This window comes from Actinomadura parmotrematis, from assembly GCF_019458805.1.
Classification (GTDB): Bacteria; Actinomycetota; Actinomycetes; order Streptosporangiales; family Streptosporangiaceae; genus Spirillospora; species Spirillospora parmotrematis.
This window is the reverse complement of record NZ_JAIBOA010000016.1, coordinates 158,186-173,568: the sequence shown is the minus strand read 5'-3', so window position 1 is coordinate 173,568 and position 15,383 is coordinate 158,186. Positions and strand designations below refer to the sequence as shown.

Genomic DNA, 15,383 nt, shown 5'->3' with positions numbered 1-15,383 from the left:
ATGCCGCCCAGGACCAGCCGGACGCGCCGCCGGCGGATCATCCGCGCGCTCGCCAACGGAACGGTGCCCGAGTCCGGGCTCGGCCTGTTCGCCGTCGGCATGGGACGCTTCGAGGCCGCCCTCGACGAGGCCCTGGACGCCGCCGCGACCGGCGAGGGCGTCTTCAAGGCCGTCCGCGGCGAGTACGGGTCCGGCAAGACCTTCTTCGCCCGCTGGCTCGCCGAGCGCGCCCACGCCAAGGGCATGGCCACCAGCGAGGTCCAGTTCTCCCCCGAGCAGACGCCCCTGCACCGGTTCGAGACCGTCTACCGGGCGGTGGTGGACAACCTCGCCGTCACCGGCGGCGGCAGCGGCGCCTTCGCCACCATCGTCGACTCCTGGCTGCTGACGCTGGAGGACGACGCCGCCGCCATCCGCGGCCCCGCCGGGCACCGCGGCGCGGACGAGGGCGTCGACGAGCTCATCGAGTCCCGGCTGAAGGCCGCCGGGGAGACCGCGCCCGAGTTCGCGCTCGCGCTGCGCGGCTACCGCCGGGCGCGGCTGAGCGGCGACCACGAGGCGGCCGACGCTCTGCTGGCCTGGCTGTCGGGCTCGGACCGCATCTCCACCAGGGCGCTGCGGAGCGCCGGGCTGAAGGGCCGGCTCGACCCGGCCAACGCGCACGACTTCCTGCGCGGCCTGCTGCTCATCCTGCGCGACAGCGGCCACACCGGCCTGCTGCTGGTCCTCGACGAGATCGAGACGCTCCAGCGCGCCCGCTCCGACAGCCGCGACCGCGGCCTGAACGCGCTGCGGCAGCTCATCGACGACCTGTCCGGCGGCGGCCTCCCCCACCTGTTCCTCGTCATCACCGGCACCCCCGCCTTCTACGACGGCCCGAACGGCGTCCAGCGCCTCGCGCCGCTCGCGCAGCGGCTGGACACCGACTTCGCCACCGACGCCCGGTACGACACCGCGCGGGCCACGCAGATCCGGCTCACCGGCATGGACGCCGCCAAGCTCGCCGAACTCGGCCGCACCGTCCGCGACCTGTTCGCCGCCGGGCACGAGGAGGAGGAGCGCATCCGCACGCGCGTCGACGACGCCTACGTCGCCGACCTCGCCGCCGCCGTCGCCGGACGGCTCGGCACGGGCGCCGCGCCCCGCATGTACCTGCGCAAGCTCGTCGCCGACGTGCTGTACCGCGTCGCCGAGTTCCCCGACTTCGACCCGCGCCGCGACTACGCCAAGGTCCGCCTCGCCGCCGCCGACCTCAACGACGACGAGCTCCACGCCCTCACGACGCGCGCGACGTCGGCCGACGAGATCGACCTCGACCTGTGACGCGGCTGCACCCGACGCTCGCCCACCACCTGACCTCGACCCTCGGCTGGCCGGACCTGCGCCCGCTCCAGGCCAGGGCGCTCAGCCCGATCGGCGCCGGCGACGACGCGCTGCTGATCGCGCCGACCGCCGGCGGCAAGACCGAGGCCGCGCTGTTCCCGCTGCTCACCCGCATGGCCGACGACGGCCGCCAAGGGCTGAGCGTGCTCTACCTCTGCCCGCTGAAAGCGCTGCTGAACAACCTGCACCCCCGGCTGGAGCGCTACGCCGGATGGCTGGGCCGGACGGTGGGGCTCTGGCACGGCGACATCCCCGACTCGCGCCGCCGGGCGATGCTGCACGAACCGCCCGACATCCTGCTGACCACGCCCGAGTCCCTGGAGGCCATGCTCATCAGCGCCCGGGTGGACCACCGGCGGCTGATGGCCGACCTGCGCGCGGTCGTGGTGGACGAGGTGCACGCCTTCGCCCGCGACGACCGCGGCTGGCACTTGCTCGCCGTCCTGGAGCGGCTGGCGCGCCTCGCCGGACGCCCCCTCCAGCGGATCGGCCTGTCGGCCACCGTCGGCGACCCGCCCGCGCTGCTGCGCTGGCTACAGGGCACCGCGACCGGCCGCCCCGGCATGGTCGTGGCGCCACCGGACGGCGCGGACGGCGCCGGCGACGCCGACGTCGAGCTGGACCACGTCGGCACCCTCGCCAACGCCGCGAAGATCATCGCGGGGCTGCACGGCGGCGAGAAGCGCCTGGTGTTCTGCGACTCGCGGCGCGCGGTGGAGGAGCTCGGCGAGCTGCTGCGCGCCGCCGGCGTCACCGCCTTCCTCTCCCACGCCTCCCTGGCGGCGGCCGAACGGCGCCGCGCCGAGGAGGCGTTCGCCGAGGCCCGCGACTGCGTGATCGTGTCGACCTCCACGCTGGAACTCGGCATCGACGTCGGCGACCTGGACCGGGTCGTCCAGATCAACGCGCCCCGGACGGCGGCCTCGTTCCTGCAGCGCCTCGGCCGCACCGGGCGCCGCCCCGGGAAGCGCCGCAACTGCCTGCTGCTGGCGCTCACCCGCGACGACCTCCTGGCGGCCGCGGGACTGCTGCACCTGTGGGGCACCGGTTACGTCGAACCGGTCCGGCCCCCCGCCGAGCCCCGGCACATCGCCGCCCAGCAGCTCCTCGCCCTCGCCCTCCAGGAAGGGCACCTCGGCACCGTCCGGTGGCGCGAGTGGTGGCGGGACCTGGAGGTGATGCGCGACGCCGGGCCGATCCTGGACCACCTGCGCGACCGCCGCCTGCTCACCGCCGACGGCGGCCGGCTCATGATCGGCGACGCGGCCGAGCAGTCCCTCGGCCGGCGCCACTTCATGGAGCTGACGTCGGTCTTCACCGCCCCGCCGGAGTTCACCGTGCTCCAGGGCGACACCGAGATCGGCCGCGTCGGCCCGCAGGTCCTGCTGTCGGCGGCGCCCCCTGGCGGCCGGCTGCTGCTGCTCGCGGGCCGGACCTGGCGGGTCGACTGGACCGACTGGAAGCGGCGGCGGTGCTTCGTCGACCCCGTCGACGGCACCGGCGGCGAGGCCCGCTGGTCGTCGGCGTCCCTCGACGACGTCGCGTTCGAGGCGACCCAGGCCGTCCGGGACGTGCTGCTCGGCGCCGACCCGCCGGTGCGGCTGACCCGGCGCGCCACCGCCGCGCTCGCCGCGGCCCGCGCGGACGCGGCCGGCACCGTCGACGCCCGCGCGAGCGTCATCGAACGGCGCGGCGGGGACGTCCACTGGTGGACGTGGGCGGGACGCAAGGGGAACGCGACCCTGCGGGCGACCCTCGGGCCGCTCGCCGACCCGGCGGGCCCGGCCGACGGGCGCCGCGTCCGGCTGCGCGCCGACCTGACCCCCGCCGCGTGGGCGGCCGGCGCGGCCCGCGCCCGCACCCGGATCGTCGCGCCGCGCCCCGAGCCGCAGGCGCTCACCGGGCTGAAGTTCAGCGCCGCGCTGCCGCCGGCGCTGGCCGAGCGGACCCTGGCGGCGCGGCTCACCGACGCCGACGCCGCCGCTCGCCTCCTGGCGCGGCCGGTCACCTTCCTCGTGCGGTGACCCGCGGCTCCAGACCCGCCTCGGCCAGGCCGTCGGTGAGGACGCGGGCCAGCCCCGCGCCGGCCGCGGCGGCTTCGCGCAGCCGCGCCGCGAACGCGTCCACGGCGCGGAACGCCTCGCCGCGGCGACGCTGCTCCTCGATGGGCAGCAGCGGGATCTCCGCGCGGCGCACGTCCACCCGGTAGGACGACGACACCGTGGAGTAGTGGCGCAGGTTCAGCGAGCTGCGCAGGATGCCGGCCAGGTAGTGCGGGTCCAGCTGCTCGGGGTTCGGGCGCAGCAGGAACAGGTGCCGGCCGAGGACGGCGCCCGGCTCGTCGACGACGCGGGCGGCCGGGGCGCGGATCACGGCGGGGACGACGACGTCGCCGCGCCGCACGACCACCGCGTCCGGCGGCGCGGCGGCGTCCGCCAGGACACGCGAGGGCGGGCGCCCCTCGACGACGTCCTCGGCGGTGAGGACGAGCGGGAAGGCCGATCCGGCCGCGGCCCCGACCACGGCGCCGGCGGGTTTCAGCGGGGCCTGGTGGACCGTCAGCAGGCCCATCCGGGCCAGCTCGGCCACCGGCGGCTGCGGGACCTCGGGCGGCCCGTGCCCGCCGTCCACCTCGGGGAGCAGCCCGCGCAGGTCGGCGAGCAGCTCCAGCAGCTCGGCGCGGCGGGCGGCGACCTGCTCGGCGGCGGGCGCCGCGGGCGGCGGGGTGAGGTGGCGGGCGGGGGTGAGGTCGACCTGCTCGTCGAGCAGGTCGATGATGCGGACGGCGCGGGCGCGGCCCGGATCGTCCAGATCGCCCTCGGGATCGCCGGTGAACCGGTGCCACAGCTCCGCGGCCTCGGCGGCGAAGTCGCCCGCGACCTCGGCCATCAGGACCTGGCTCGGCGGCCTCTCGGCCGGATCGGGGCGGCGCAGCACCCACAGCGCGAGCGGCACCGCCATGTTGGGGACGGCCCCGAGCGGCAGCACGATCACGGCCCGCAGCGCCCCGCGGCGCAGGAGCTGCTGGCGGATGCGGCGGCCCGCCCGGCGGTCGGCGACGGCCGGCGGCATGAGCAGCACGGCGAGACCGCCCGGCCGGCAGTGCGCCAGGGCGTGCTGCACCCAGGCGAGCTCGGGTTCGGTGCGCGGCGGCAGGCCGTACTCCCAGCGCGGGTCGGCGGTCAGCTCGTCGTAGCCCCAGTTGCGGTCGTTGTAGGGGGGCGCGGTGACGACGAGATCGGCCTCCAGGTCGGGGAAGGCGTCGGCGCGCAGCGAGTCGCCCGCGCCGATCTCGGCGGCCCCGGTGCGCAGCGCCAGGCGCAGGGCCGTGAGGCTCGCCAGCGCGCCGTCGACCTCCTGGCCGCGCAGGCGGACGGCCGGGTCCTCGTCCAGGGCGGCGAGCAGGAAGGTGCCCGAACCGCAGGCGGGGTCCAGGACGGCGGCGGCGCCGGGCGCCAGCCGCACGGCGAGATGCGCGACGCCCCGCGGCGTCTCGTACATACGGCGCTTGTGCAGGTCCAGGTAGCGCTCGCGCAGGAACTCGAAGGTGGACTCGGGGCCGCGCCCGGCAGCCAGGTCGGCGAGGCCCCGCACGACCGGGACGTGCCGGGCCGCGAGGCGGCCGGGGAAGGCGGCGCCGCCGGGCAGGCCGCCCACCACCGCCAGGACCGCGCCGGGCAGCTCGGCGGCGACCTCGGCGTCGGTGCGGGCGGCGAGGGCGGGCCAGCCGCCGGGCTCGCGGTGCAGGTAGAGCAGGAACGCGCCCGCGAACGCCAGGATGTCGGCGAGCTCGGCCTCGTCGGCGAGCCGGCGCAGGTCCTGCCACAGGTGCTCGTCTGCGGTGTCGGCGCTCAGCTTGCCCTGCGCCCGCAGCCACTCCTGCACCTCGGCGAGGGAGAACGAGGGGCTGGCGGCGGTGCCGCCGACGGGACGCGGGAAGTCGTCGTGGCGCTTGCGCCAGTTGCTGACGGCCGCCCGGCCCACCGCGGCCAGCCGGGCGATGTCGGCGGCGGTGACCGTCGCGTCCTGTGCCACGGGGCCTCCTCGGATCGGGCGCCGCCGGCGGCGACGCTCTCCGTTCACGGTACCGCCTTGAGCGGCGACGACCTAGGAGAGGTGGGTTGACCGGATTCACGGGTGATCACGCAGCGTGAGTCGAGGGGGGCCGAACAGCGGAAACGGCTAGCCGGATCGCGACATGGCGTATCAACCTGCATAGATGGCACACCACATGATTTATCGGTCGATTGCATTCACATCAGTTGTCTGCTTTGATTGTTCACAGACCGAACCGCCGCCCTGCCGTGAACCAGGCGGTTTGTGAACACACCCCCCCCCCGAATCAGGAGCACCCTTGTGAACACCGGCCCGAACCACGGACCGCACGACGGACCGGCCCCCACCCCGCCCCCGTACGCACCCGGGCCGCCCCTGCCGCCCGGCCCGCCGTACCCGATGCCGAACCCGCCGCCCGCCAAGGGGAACGCCCTGCTCAAGGGCTGCCTCATCGCCGTCGCCGGCGTGGTCGGGCTGATGGTCCTGCTCGTGGCCTGCGGCGCGCTGATCGGCTCGTCAGGCGAGGACACGGCGGCGAAGAAGCCGGCCGCGCAGCAGCCCGGCGCCACCCACCGGCAGAGCCACGAGGCCGCCCCGAAGACGCCGGCGTCCCGCTCCACGGCGCCCCGCACGCCCGCCAACGGCATCGGCCGCGAGTACCGCGACGGCAAGTTCGCCTTCACCGTCACCAAGGTGAAGAAGGGCGTGCGCCGCGTCGGCGATCAGTACTTCGGCCGGACCGCGCAAGGCCAGTACGTCCTGCTCTACGTGCGGGTGGAGAACATCGGCGACGACGCCCGCTCCTTCTCCGACGGCAACCAGGACCTCTTCGACACCAAGGACCGCAAGTTCAGCGCCGGCACCGAGGCGCAGATCGCCCTCGGCGACCAGGCCAAGGCGTTCCTGGAGGACGTCAACCCAGGCAACACGGTGAACGGCGTCCTCATCTACGACGTGCCGAAGGGCGTGAAGCTGCACGCCGTCGAGCTGCACGACTCGATGTTCTCCGGCGGCGTCACCGTCCCTCTCGGCGACCGCTGACCGCCGGTAAACCGGCGGTCGCCCACCGGCGTCGAATGATCAACGCCCTCTCTCCGGCCGCGCCCGGAGGACGTCGAAGGGAGCAGCCAGGTGCCCGACCGGGCCGCCATCATCGCCGCCGAGCAGCGCGCGGTCGACCACGCCTACGAGTGCTACGAGCGCCCGCTGCGCGAGAACCGCGCGCAGCGGGCCCGCCGCGACGAGCGCACCGACGCCCACGCCGGAACCGCCTTCATCCCCACCCTCCCGCCCGAGCTGCGCACCGAGGACGCCCTCGCGGGCGCCTCCCTCGTCATGCATCGCATCGACGCGCTGGACGAGGGCCGCGTCCGCACCTGCTACATCGGGCGCGCCTCGGTGTTCGACGACGAGCACGACCTGGTGGTGGCCAACTGGCAGACCCGCCAGGCCACCCGGTGGCTGCTCGCCCGCCCCGAGGACCCCGGTGAGGTCATGCTGCGCCGCGACCTGACCTGCAAGGGCCCCAAAGTGCGGGGATACCGGGACGTCCTGGTGCGGCCGCTGCGGAACGGCGTGCCGGCCGCGACGGCGCCGCCGCCGACCCGCGACACCGTGCGGGAGCTGCGCGACCTGCTGCTGGACGAGCTCGGGCGGGCGCGCGACGGCCGCATGCGCGACATCGTCGAGACGATCCAGCGCGAGCAGCTCGCACTCGTCGCCGACGAGCGCGCGGGCCTGCTGGTGGTGCAGGGCGGACCCGGCACCGGCAAGACCGCCGTCGGCCTGCACCGGGTGTCCTGGCTGCTGTTCAACAAGCTGTTCAAGCCGGGCGAGGTCCTCGTCGTCGGGCCGCACCGCGGCTTCCTGGAGCACGTGCGCGGCGTCCTCCCGCAGCTCGGCACCCACGACGTGCGCATGGTCGCGCTGGACCTGCTCTGGGAGCGGCCCGGCGCCGGCACGGCGGCCGACGCGGCCCGGACCGGGCGGCGCACCGCGGTGGACGGCGCCAAGGGCACCGACGCGCCCGCCGCCCGCGCCGTGAAGGCCGACCTGCGCATGGCGGCGGTGCTGCGCAACGCCCTCGACGCGCAGAGCGGGCGCGGCGTGCTCGCCCGCCGCGCGGCGCACGGCGGCTTCGTCGCCGCCTTCGAGGGCACCCACCTGTCGGCCTCCCTCGACGAGCTCAAGGCGCTGGCCGACGCCCACCGGGACGCGCCCACCTACGAGGCGCGGCGGGCGCGGTTCGCCGACGCGCTCGTGGAACTGCTCGTGGAGCGGTACGGGCTCCAGCACCAGGGACGGCAGGACAGGACGCTGCCCGAGCGGATCGCTCGGCACGCCCACGTAACGCGGCTCGTCGGCCGGCTATGGCCGAAGCTCACCGCCGAGCGGGTGCTGCGCGACCTGCTCACCGATCCCGTCCTGCTGCACAAGGCCGCGCAGGGCATCCTGGACGGCGCCGAGCAGGCCGCGATCCTGCGGGGGCGGGCCGCCCGCCTGGAGCAGGAGCCCTGGACACTCGCCGACCTCGTCTGCCTGGAGGAGCTGCGCGTCCTCATCTCCGGCGAGGGCCCTCGCCGCTACCCGCACCTGGTGGTCGACGAGGCGCAGGACCTCACCCCCATGCAGGCCCGCTCCCTCGCCCGGCGCTGCCCGACCGGCTCGATGACTGTGCTCGGCGACCTCGCCCAGGCGACCGGCCCGCACCGCTACGCCGGCTGGGACGAGCTCGCCGCGCTGCTCGGCCCCGGCGCCGAGCGCCACCTCGCCGAACTCGACGTCGGTTACCGCGTGCCGCAGCAGGTGATGGAGTTCGCCGAACCGCTGGCCCGGCGCCTCGCCCCCGGCACCGCCTTCCCCCGTTCGGTCCGGCCGGTCGACGGCGCCCTGTCGCTGGTGCCCGTCGACGGCGCCGAGGTGGACGCCGCCGCGCTGGACGCCGCCCGAGCGGTGCGCGCCGCGGCCGACGGCGCGGACCGCTCCGTCGCGCTGATCGTTCCCGACCGGCGGCGGTCCGCGCTGCGGACGGGCGCGCCGGCGGGCGTCCACGTGCTCACCGCCGCACAGGCCAAGGGACTGGAGTTCGACCACGTCGTGCTCGCCGAGCCCGCCGAGATCGCCGCGCAGGAGCCCGCCGGGGCCGGCGGGCTGTACGTCGCGCTGACGCGCTGCACCCAGTCCCTGACCGTCGTGCACGGCGCCCCGATCCCCGTCGGGCCGGACGAGGACGGCGAGCGGACCGAACGATCGCAGGAAGAGGACATGACCGACACCAGCACGGACCGGCCCGGTACGGGCGGGGCCGCCGGCGCGCCGGCGGAGGGCTTCGACCGCTTCGTCGCGGCGCTGGAGGGCAGCGTCCGCGACGAGCGGCGGTGCAACATCCACGAGCACCTGCGGCACCGCCTGCTCAGCGACCTGTTCAGCGCCGGGCTCGCCCCCACCTCCACCCCCGTCGTCGACGCCGTCTGCGACGGCCCCGCCGGCACGGTGCTGTACGAGGTGCTCGGCGAGGACCGGCGCGCCTACCTCGACCTGCGCGAGGCGGTGCTGCGCCTCATGGAGGCCGCGCACGCCGAGGGCGAGACCGCCGACCACCGCTTCGTCGTGCTGCCCGGCGAACCGGTCGAGGACTGGGCGGCCGAGACGCTGGACGAGGCGTTCGGCGTCAACGTCCTCTGGCTGGAGGACGGGCACTGGCGCGGCAACCGCGTCCCCCTCGCTCTCGGCCGCGCCGCGCCCGGCGACCGCCGCTGAGCGGGCGGCGGAGAGCCGGCGCCGACCGCTCAGCGGCGGGCGGCGGGGCGGGTGCGGGTCTTGCGGAGGGAGGTGAGGGCGGCGGTGGCGAGGCCCTTGGCTGAGGCGGCGAGGAAGGTGGGCCAGTCGAAGTAGTCCCGCCAGAGGGTGATCTTGCCGTCGCGCAGCTCGAAGGTGCCGCAGACCCAGAACTCGGCGCGCCAGGCGCCCTTTTCCAGGACGTCGGTGCGCTCGGTGAGGACGGTGCCGGAGGCGGTGGCGGCGATGTTGTGGAGGCGGGCCTCGAAGCCGGTGCCATAGCGGGCCATGCCGCGCATCTGGCGCTCGAACGCCTTGATGCCGCGGGCGGGCGGCAGCGGGACGTTCTGGTAGACGATGTCCGGGGAGCAGAGCGCCAGGGCGCGGTCGACGTCGAGGTCCTCCAGGGCGGACAGGAACGCGGTGACGGTCTCGATCTCGGTCATGCGGGCCTCCGGGGCGCGTGAGCGGTGATCCGCTCCTACCCTGGCAGGCCCGCCCGCTCCCGTCACCGCCGCCCGGGGCCGTAGCGGGGCGGGAACCAGACGCGGGCGGTGGCGCGGGCCTCCTTAAGGACGACCGGCAGCGGGCTGTAGGCGGCGCGGTTGACCAGGCCGCTGCGGACGGTCTCGGTGTAGAACTCGTCGGACACCGCGACGCCGAGGTCCGCCGGGGACGCGGCGATCGCCTCCTTGAAGGCCGGGGCCTCCAGGAGGCGGAAGAGGTCGACCAGGGCGCGGCCGGCCAGGCCGTGCTGGTCGCGCTGCACGAGGCCGGCGTGGACGGCCACGCGGAGGCGCAGGCGCGCGGCGTCGCCGGCGAGGGCGTTGAGGGCGCGCAGGCTCGCGGTCAGGTGGTGGGCGAGCGGGTCGAGCAGCAGGGCCGCCGGCCAGGCGGCGGGCGCGACGACGAGCGCGCCGTCGCCCCGGTCCTCGTGGTGGCAGTCGGCCAGGATCAGGCCCGTCATGGCCAGGGCTTCGGCCAGCGCCGTGTACATGGCGCGGCGCAGGTGCAGGGCGATCCGGTCGTCGCGGTGGCGGGCGCCGAAGCCGACGATGTCGGTGGCGAGGAGGGTGTGGCGCGCCCAGGGGCCGTAGGGGCCGGGGTCCAGGCGCGCGGGGGCGGGGCCGGCGGGCGGGCGGGGGCGGGGGTCGTCGCCGTCGGTGCCGCCGGGGGCGGCGCGGTCGTCGATCATCGGGGGTTCCTCGGTGGTCGGATGCGGGCGGTGCCGCGGGGCGGTCAGGTGGAGGCCGGTCCCGCCAGGACCGGGTCGGCCCAGAAGTCCAGCAGCTCGTCCTCGGTCATGGCCGAGGAGCTCTTGGCGGGCAGCGGCCTGCCGGTGTGCAGCGCCCAGTGCGCCATGAGCAGGTGCACCAGGTGCTCGTCGCCGTCGCGGGGCGCCTGCCGCGCTCGCTGCGACGAAAGTCGACGGATCGTGTCAAATGTGGCAATCGACATGGAAGAGTGACTCCCGTGGACCGATGATGCGGACGGGACCAGTAAGGCAGCCCCCGGCCGGCGGCGTCCGGCATAACGGGCCATCGGAACGGATCGGAACATCCCGGAACGCCGTGCCCGGCCGGAGCCCGCACGCGCGGGCGGCGGGCGGCATTTCCGGCGGTCGAATTGGAACCCCATTCCAGCCGTTCCCCCCTGCGTCCCGTGACGCTGCCGCACGGCTCCGGGCAGAGCGCTGACCTGGGGCGGAACAAAACAGAACACCGCGAATTCCACATTTCGCCCCCCGGGTGGATCTCCCGGGTGAGAGCGTTCCTCCGTGAACGGACAACCGTTCGCCCGCCGCGGCGGAGAATGGAGACAGGCGACGCTATGACCATCGAGCCTTCGGACGGCACGCCGCTGGGCGCGATCATGGACGAGCTGGGGGACCTGCGCGTGCGGTGCGGCCGGCCCGGCCTCCGAGATATGGTCCGGGCCTCCGAACGGGTGCTGAAACAGCCGGTCGCGCGGCAGGTGCAGTTGCAACCCCTCTCGCTCACCGGGCTCAGCGACCGGCTGGCCGGCCGGCGCGCCTCCTGGCCCTCCCTGCCCTGGGTGCTCAGCTTCGTCGCCGCCTGCCACGAGCACCGCGCCCGCCAGGGCCTCGGCCCGCCGCCCGACCACGCGGTCCTGACCGAGTGGGCGGACCGCTACACCGCCCACCTCGCCGCCGACGCGTCCCGGGGCAGGGGTGCGCCGGGACGCGTCGGCGGCGGCGCGGCCGAGGACGCGGCCGCCGACGAGGAGCCCGCCCCCGGCGGCGACCGCGCCGCGCACCGCGGCCCGCCGCTGGTGGGGTCCGCGCCGGCGGCCGCCTACGCGGTGGCGACGACGGGGCCGCAGGCGCTGCCCGGCGGCGCGGCGGGCGCGCCACCGCCCGCGTCCGAGTCCGGCGGGGACGCCGACGGCGGCGAAGGCGGCGACGGCCTCGGCGCGCTGCACGCGGGCGTCCTCTGGGAGGACGACAAGATCGCCGGCTGGCTGGAGCCGCTGACGGCGCAGCGCTACCGCACCATGTTCGGTTCGCACGGGGTGGACCTGCTGGGCGCCGCCGAGCAGGGCGACCACGACGCGGCGGGCCGCCTCGGGCTGCTCCTGCTGTGCCACGACCGGCCCAGCGAGGCCGGGGCGTGGCTGGAGAAGGCCGCCGCCGGCCGGGACCTGGTCGCCCAGATGCTGCTGGACGCCCCGCCCGGCCAGCGCCGCGAGCTCGCCGCGACGATCGGCTACAAGCTGGCGCTCCCCGGGTACTCGCGCATCGCCCACCGGTACCGGTCCGGGCGGTACGGCGTCATCGGCGCCGAGAGCTACTACCGGGCCGCCGCCCGCGTCGGGCACGCCCCGGCCATGTACGGGCTCGCGCTCATGCTGCTGGCCCGCGGCCGCGTCGGCGAGGCCCGCATGCACCTGGTGGAGGCGGCCGTGCTCGGCCACCCCGAGGCCCGCGTCCTGTTCGTCGTGGTCGACCGCTCCTACGACCCGCTGGACCCCGACGGCGAACGCTGAGCCGTCCGGTCGGAACGTGCGGGAGAATCCGGGCATGCGCGTCGGGATTCTGGGGCCGGTCGAGGTCTGGGGCGGGGACGGGGCCATCAGCGTGGGCGGGCCCCGGGTGCGGGCGCTGCTGGCGCTGCTGGCGCTGGACGCCGGGCGGCTGGTGACCAACGAGCGGCTGATCGACGGGCTGTACGGGGAGGAGCCGCCCGCGGGCGCCGCCAACGCGTTGCAGTCGCAGGTGTCGCGGCTGCGGCGGGGGCTCGGGGACGCGTCGCTGGTGGAGGGGCAGGCGGCCGGGTACCGGCTGGTCCTGGACCGCGACGCGGTGGACGCGCACCGGTTCGAGCGGCTGGCGCAGGAGGGGCGGCGCGCCCTGGATGCCGGGCAGGCGCGGCGGGCCGGGGAGCTGTTCGAGGAAGCGCTCGGGTTGTGGCGGGGGGCGGCGCTGGCCGACGTCCCGTTCGCCGAGGGGCAGGCGCGGCGGTTGGAGGAGTTGCGGGTCGCGGTCGTGGAGGACTGGGCCGAGGCGTCCCTGGACCGGCCGGGCGAGGTCGTGGCGCGGTTGCAGGGGCTGGTCGCCGAGCATCCGCTGCGCGAGCGGGCGCGGGGGCTGCTGATGCGGGCGCTGTGCGCGGCCGGACGGCAGGCCGAGGCGCTGGAGGTGTTCGAGGACGCGCGGCGGGTGCTGGCCGACGAGCTCGGCGCCGACCCGTCGGCCGAGCTCGCCGAGGTGCACCTGGCGATCCTGCGGGGCGACGTCGGCGCGCCGAAGGCGGCCGCCGAGAACCGGCTGCCGGCGCCGCTGACCAGCTTCGTCGGGCGCGAGGACGAGCTGCGGCGGCTCGGCGCGATGCTCGGCGAGAGCCGGCTGGTGACGCTGCTCGGGCCCGGCGGGACCGGCAAGACGCGCCTGGCGGTCGAGGCCGCGGCGCGCGAGGCCGGCGAGGTCCGCATGGCCGAGCTCGCCGCCGTCCGGGACGCGGCGGACGTGGCGCGGGCCGTCGCGGACGCGGTCGGGCTGCGCGACACGTCGGTGCGGCACGGGCCGGGCGACGCCGGGCCCGGCGTCGAGGAACGGCTCGTCACGGCCCTGGAGGGCCGGGCGCTGCTGCTGGTGGTGGACAACTGCGAGCACGTGATCGAGGCCGTCGCGCGGCTGGTGCGGCGGCTGCTGACCGGCTGCCCCCGGCTGCGGATCCTCGCCACCAGCCGCGAGGCGCTCGGCATCACCGGCGAGGCGCTGCGGCCGCTGCCGCCGCTCGCGCTGCCCCCCGAGGGGGCGGTGGAGCCTGGCGAGCTGCTCGCCTCCCCCGCCGTCCGCCTGTTCGCCGACCGGGCGGCGGCGGTCCGTCCCGGGTTCGCCGTGGACGCCGCCGTCGCCGCCGACGTGCGGCGCATCTGCGCGGCGCTGGACGGGCTGCCGCTGGCGATCGAGCTGGCCGCCGCGCGCCTGCGGTCGCTGCCGGTCGGGCAGGTCGCGGCGCGGCTGGACGACCGGTTCCGGCTGCTGTCGCGCGGCGACCGCACCGCCCTGCCGCGCCACCGGACGCTCCGCGCCGTCGTCGAGTGGAGCTGGGACCTGCTGGACGAGGACGAGCGCGCCCTCGCCCGGCGCCTCACCGTCTTCGCCGGCGGGTTCACGCTGGAGGCGGCCGAGCGGGTGTGCGGCGCCGACGACCTCGTCCTGGAGCTCGCCGACAAGTCGCTGCTGCACACCGACGGCGTCCGCTTCCGGATGCTGGAGACGATCCGCGCGTTCTGCGCCGAGCGGCTGGAGGAGTCCGGGGAGCTCGCCGCCCTAGAGCGGCGGCACGCGGAGCACTTCCTGGAGGTCGCCGCGGACGCCGACCCGCGGCTGCGCGCCGGGGACCAGCTCGACGCGCTGGCGCTCCTCGCCGCCGACCACGCCGACCTGCACACCGCGCTGCGCCGCGCGATCGGGTTCGACGCCGCGCTCGCGCTGCGCCTCGTCGCCGTCCTGTCCTGGTACTGGTGGCTGCGCGGGCGCACCGAGGGCGCCGAGCTGTCGGTCCGGCTGATGGAGGCCGTCGACCTCGACCCGCCGGAGGGGCTGGAGGAGGAGTACGTCATGTGCGTCGCCAACGCGCTGTCGGGCCGGTCCCCCGGCGCCCGCGCGGCCGCCTGGCTCGACCGCGCCACCGAGCTCGGCAACAACCTCGGGCGGCGGCTGCGCCACCCGTCGGCGATGGTGCTGTGGGCGCTCGCCGCCGGTCCCGAGCGCACCGACCCCGAGGCGTTCATGGAGCAGATCGGGCAGGACCCCTGGTCGCAGGCGGTGATGGAGATGAGCTACGGGTTCCTCGCCCAGTTCCGCGGCGACCTGGACGCCGCCGCGGCCGCGTGCGAGACCGCCCTCACCGGGTTCCGCGCGCTCGGCGACCGCTGGGGCATCGCCAACTCCCTGGACCCGCTCGCGCAGGTCGCCGACTGGCGCGGCGAGCACGAGCGCGCCCTCCGCCTGCTCGACGAGGCGCTCGCGCTCGCCACCGAGCTCGGCGCGCAGGAGGACCAGGCCGACCTGCGCAGCCGCCGCGCCGAGGTCCTCGTCCGGGCGGGCGAGCTCGAGGCCGCCCGCGCCGAGTACGCGACGGCCATCGCGCACGCCCGCCGCGCCGGCGCCCCCGACAAGATCTCCGGCGGGCACGTCGGGCTCGCCACCATCGCCCGGCTGGAGGGCGACCTCGCGACGGCGCGGCGGCTCTACGCGACCGCGCTCGCCGACGCCGACACCGAGCGGTTCCTCGCCGAGTCGATGCGGGCGGCCGCGCTCACCGGCCTCGGCTGGGTCGCCGCCGCCGAGGGCGACCGGGCCGAGGCCCGGCGCCGCTACCGCGAGGCCCTCGCGACGTCCCGCGACCACCCGGTGTTCGAGCACCGTTCGGCCGCCGCGATCGGCCTAGCCGCCGACGCGCTGCTGGACGGCGCCGCCGAGCGCGCCGCGCTGCTGCTCGGCGGCGCCGTCCAGCTCCGCGGCACCCCGATGGGCCGCGACCCCGACACCGCCCGGGTGACCGCCGAGGTGCGCGCGGCGCTCGGGGACGCGGCGTTCGAGGAGGCGCGGGCGCGCGGCGCGGCCCTGCCGGTCGGCGCGGTGCTGGCGCTGCTGCACGAGGACTGACGGCCGCGGGTGCGGCGCCGTCAGCGAACGG

At 76.5% G+C, this 15,383-nt stretch carries 10 protein-coding genes; 6 read left to right on the top strand and 4 right to left on the bottom strand.

Going from position 1 to position 15,383, the window contains the following annotated elements; genetic code table 11:
- Together brxD and K1Y72_RS24320 are read left to right on the top strand one after the other, a co-directional pair.
- The gene (brxD, locus tag K1Y72_RS24325; RefSeq protein ID WP_220168750.1) at positions 1–1,323 is read left to right on the top strand and encodes a BREX system ATP-binding protein BrxD; all 1,323 of its coding nucleotides are present in this window, start codon (positions 1–3) and stop codon (positions 1,321–1,323) included.
- Positions 1,320–3,407 (top strand): DEAD/DEAH box helicase, encoded by a 2,088-nt coding sequence (locus K1Y72_RS24320; RefSeq protein ID WP_220168749.1) that lies wholly within the window; start codon positions 1,320–1,322, stop codon positions 3,405–3,407. The genes brxD and K1Y72_RS24320 overlap by 4 nt, the downstream gene beginning before the upstream one ends.
- On the opposite strand, the gene K1Y72_RS24315 is transcribed toward K1Y72_RS24320, so the two are convergent.
- Complete coding sequence (locus tag K1Y72_RS24315) at positions 3,388–5,418, bottom strand: N-6 DNA methylase (RefSeq protein ID WP_220168748.1); 2,031 nt, start codon at positions 5,416–5,418, stop codon at positions 3,388–3,390. The genes K1Y72_RS24320 and K1Y72_RS24315 overlap by 20 nt on opposite strands.
- A gap of 420 nt (positions 5,419–5,838) precedes the next feature.
- Here K1Y72_RS24315 and K1Y72_RS24310 point away from each other — a divergent pair, with 420 nt between their 5' ends.
- Positions 5,839–6,480, top strand: a complete 642-nt coding sequence (locus tag K1Y72_RS24310; protein WP_220168747.1) for a DUF4352 domain-containing protein — start codon at positions 5,839–5,841, stop codon at positions 6,478–6,480.
- 90 nt (positions 6,481–6,570) lie between these two features.
- Entirely contained in the window at positions 6,571–9,198 is a 2,628-nt protein-coding gene (locus K1Y72_RS24305; protein WP_220168746.1) for a HelD family protein, read from the top strand.
- Positions 9,199–9,227: 29 nt separating this feature from the next.
- Here K1Y72_RS24305 and K1Y72_RS24300 read toward each other — a convergent pair whose 3' ends face one another.
- The 3 genes from K1Y72_RS24300 to K1Y72_RS24290 all read right to left on the bottom strand — a co-directional run bounded on the left by K1Y72_RS24300 (position 9,228) and on the right by K1Y72_RS24290 (position 10,674).
- Positions 9,228–9,662: a limonene-1,2-epoxide hydrolase family protein gene (locus K1Y72_RS24300; protein WP_220168745.1), complete on the bottom strand. Its 435-nt coding sequence runs from the start codon at positions 9,660–9,662 to the stop codon at positions 9,228–9,230.
- Positions 9,663–9,724: 62 nt separating this feature from the next.
- A complete protein-coding gene (locus K1Y72_RS24295) occupies positions 9,725–10,411 on the bottom strand; it encodes a hypothetical protein (RefSeq protein ID WP_220168744.1) in 687 nt (228 codons plus the stop codon).
- A 44-nt stretch (positions 10,412–10,455) separates the two neighbouring features.
- Positions 10,456–10,674, bottom strand: coding sequence for a hypothetical protein (locus tag K1Y72_RS24290; protein WP_220168743.1), 219 nt, complete (start codon positions 10,672–10,674; stop codon positions 10,456–10,458).
- 372 nt (positions 10,675–11,046) lie between these two features.
- Here K1Y72_RS24290 and K1Y72_RS24285 point away from each other — a divergent pair, with 372 nt between their 5' ends.
- Together K1Y72_RS24285 and K1Y72_RS24280 are read left to right on the top strand one after the other, a co-directional pair.
- A complete protein-coding gene (locus tag K1Y72_RS24285) occupies positions 11,047–12,222 on the top strand; it encodes an SEL1-like repeat protein (RefSeq protein WP_220168742.1) in 1,176 nt (391 codons plus the stop codon).
- A gap of 34 nt (positions 12,223–12,256) precedes the next feature.
- Positions 12,257–15,352: an AfsR/SARP family transcriptional regulator gene (locus tag K1Y72_RS24280; RefSeq protein WP_220168741.1), complete on the top strand. Its 3,096-nt coding sequence runs from the start codon at positions 12,257–12,259 to the stop codon at positions 15,350–15,352.
- Positions 15,353–15,383: the final 31 nt, after the last annotated feature.

Bases quoted from the DNA above. Each gene is read 5' to 3' on its own strand.
- K1Y72_RS24310 (WP_220168747.1), top strand. From the start codon at position 5,839: ATGCCGAACCCGCCGCCCGCCAAGGGGAACGCCCTGCTCAAGGGCTGC.
- K1Y72_RS24295 (WP_220168744.1), bottom strand. From the start codon at position 10,411: ATGATCGACGACCGCGCCGCCCCCGGCGGCACCGACGGCGACGACCCC.
- K1Y72_RS24300 (WP_220168745.1), bottom strand. From the start codon at position 9,662: ATGACCGAGATCGAGACCGTCACCGCGTTCCTGTCCGCCCTGGAGGAC.
- K1Y72_RS24285 (WP_220168742.1), top strand. From the start codon at position 11,047: ATGACCATCGAGCCTTCGGACGGCACGCCGCTGGGCGCGATCATGGAC.
- brxD (WP_220168750.1), top strand. From the start codon at position 1: ATGCCGCCCAGGACCAGCCGGACGCGCCGCCGGCGGATCATCCGCGCG.
- K1Y72_RS24280 (WP_220168741.1), top strand. From the start codon at position 12,257: ATGCGCGTCGGGATTCTGGGGCCGGTCGAGGTCTGGGGCGGGGACGGG.
- K1Y72_RS24290 (WP_220168743.1), bottom strand. From the start codon at position 10,674: ATGTCGATTGCCACATTTGACACGATCCGTCGACTTTCGTCGCAGCGA.